This is a genomic window from Mesorhizobium kowhaii (assembly GCF_042431665.1).
Taxonomy (GTDB): Bacteria; Pseudomonadota; Alphaproteobacteria; order Rhizobiales; family Rhizobiaceae; genus Mesorhizobium; species Mesorhizobium kowhaii.
Map to the genome: position 1 here is coordinate 1 of NZ_JBHLYT010000127.1, position 2,154 is coordinate 2,154.

Genomic DNA, 2,154 nt, shown 5'->3' on the forward strand with positions numbered 1-2,154 from the left:
TCCCGCCGGCCGAAGCCGAGGAACGCTACTACGCCATGCTGGATGAACCAGCCATAGCCGCGTGACTCAAACGAAACGGCCTCCGGAAAACCCGGCGCGGTTCAATCCCGACGAACGGGTGGCGCTGGCTGCCGACTCTCTCTCTTGGAGAACTTCAAATGGTGAAGGGCATCGAGCGCTTCGTAGAGCACTTCGCGGGTTTCGAGGAGCAGTACGCCGTCATCGGCGGGGCTGCCGGCGACTTGCTGTTCGATGACGCGCCAACTTTTAAACGGGTCAGAACCGGGGGGAGGGCAAGTAGCCTTCTTCTGGCTCCTCGGCAAACCTATTCAGGAGAGTTCGCTTCCGCCTCTCGTTAGCCGCCTTGTCCGCTTCGGTTGACCCGATCGGACGCGCCAGATCGGCGTCGTTATAGCGCTGACCATTCCTGAAGGATGATCCTGGTGGAGCGGATACGACTTTGTAGATCAGGAAGGCGAAAAGTGTTTCGCCGCAGAGCCGCCTGATGTCTTCGGGAAGAATCACTTCTGCTGCCACCCGCACGAACACGACCCCTTCTCTTTCCGGAGAGGGCTCGGGCAGACGCTGGATGGCAAAGTCCAGTTCGTCGGCCGGAATGCCAACGTTGACCGTATAGGAGTTCCGGGAGCTGTGGACGTGCAACTCCCAAAAGGGCGGAATTCCCGCTTCTTGATGCGGCAAGCGTCGGAATTGAACAACATAGTTCGGGCAACGCCGGAACCCCTCGTCGCCGAGTACCTCCGCAGCGAAGTCTCGGCCGTCAAGGAAGTCTGTGTTCTTGCTACGCCTCATTCTCTGTCTCCCGATCTGCCTGAGGCAGGATCGGGGCGGATTAAGCAAGGATCAAACACCTGACTTGGGCAGTATCGCGTACGCGTGAAGACAGCGCTCTGTTACCAGCTTCGCGGTCGGCATCGATCTGGGGGATTTTACTGCGGACTTCGCGGCGACGCTTGGGTTGGTCACCTCGGTGCGGGTCAGCGATCTGGTCAAACTGCTGCGCGAGACGCGCGATGGGGTCGAGGCCGTCGATGACGCGCAGGTCATGGCGATCTATCGCAACATAGCGAAATACGTGCCCCGCGCGGTCGTGTGGAACACCCGCATCGGCGACATGACCGCCCAGGATTTGCGCAAGGCTTTCACGGAGAACCAAGGGCTTATCCACATCGGCGGCAATGTTTGGCGAAGGCCAAACGAGCTGATGCGCGGCAAGGATATCTTTCATGACCGCTCGCGCTTCGTGCCGGTTGGACCGGCCATTGCGAGCCTCTGGTCGGCCTTGGATGTGCGCGAGCCCACGCTTGATGACTGCCTTACGTTCTTGAAGTCGCTGGCGGGGCAAGCGTATGACGTGGGGGTCACGTCACGCCTGATCGACGTGTATCGCTACATGGAGCCGCTTCTGGCCGAAGCGGAGCGACGGCACCGCGAACGCATGAAAACCCTGCCGCTGTACTGCGGCGATCGTTGGGAGTCCGAGCGGCCGATTTTCCTGGTCGAGGAATCCGAACTTCGATCGCAATTGGCGAAGGCGCTACCCGCAATGAAATTCTGGACGCCGCCCTGCGACCTTCGCGAACTGGCGTCGTTCATAGTCTTCACAGGCGTAACGCGGAGCGAGCCCACCTTGGTCGTCGCGGATGATCGCGAGACGGCCCAAGATCGGCGATGGGACGCGCGCGCACTTCCGGCAGGCGGTCGATCACCTGTCCGATGAACTGGCGCGCAACGACCCAGAGGTGCGTCAGCGCATGGCGATCAGTTGGGACGCGCTGCGGGAGATTCCGTTGTTCGTACATGCCGGTCCGATTGCGGTTCTAGCGAGGGACGAGGAATTGTCGGCGATGAAGATTCCGATCCAGCTTCAGGCGTTGATCGTGCGGGATCCGCTCGAACTGCATGTCTGGGACGAGGCCGTGGCCAAGCGCGAGTACGGTGGCCACGCGATCGCGTCGCTGTTCCCGCATGCCTCGCGCCGCGGCATCGAGGCCGAGTGGGTGGTGGCCTGGCAGGAGGCGCGCGAGACCGCGGCCGATGCCATTCGCCTCGCATCGGACGAGGAACACGTTGAGGCGATGGAAGACCGCGCCGCCAAGATCAACGCGGCCCCGAAAAAGAAAATCTCGGTGA

General features: G+C 61.4%; 3 protein-coding genes. 2 read left to right on the forward strand and 1 reads right to left on the reverse strand.

The features are described from left to right. Positions 1–276: 276 nt before the first annotated feature. Complete coding sequence (locus tag ACFFNA_RS35905; protein ID WP_378924697.1) at positions 277–813, reverse strand: hypothetical protein; 537 nt, start codon at positions 811–813, stop codon at positions 277–279. A gap of 166 nt (positions 814–979) precedes the next feature. On the opposite strand from ACFFNA_RS35905, the gene ACFFNA_RS35910 reads away from it, so the two are divergent. Together ACFFNA_RS35910 and ACFFNA_RS35915 are read left to right on the forward strand one after the other, a co-directional pair. Further along, on the forward strand, positions 980–1,741 hold the full coding sequence (locus ACFFNA_RS35910) for a hypothetical protein (RefSeq protein WP_378924699.1): 762 nt from the start codon (positions 980–982) through the stop codon (positions 1,739–1,741). 127 nt (positions 1,742–1,868) lie between these two features. After that, positions 1,869–2,154 (forward strand): PB1 domain-containing protein (locus tag ACFFNA_RS35915; RefSeq protein ID WP_378924701.1); only part of this gene is annotated, 286 nt, incomplete at its 3' end.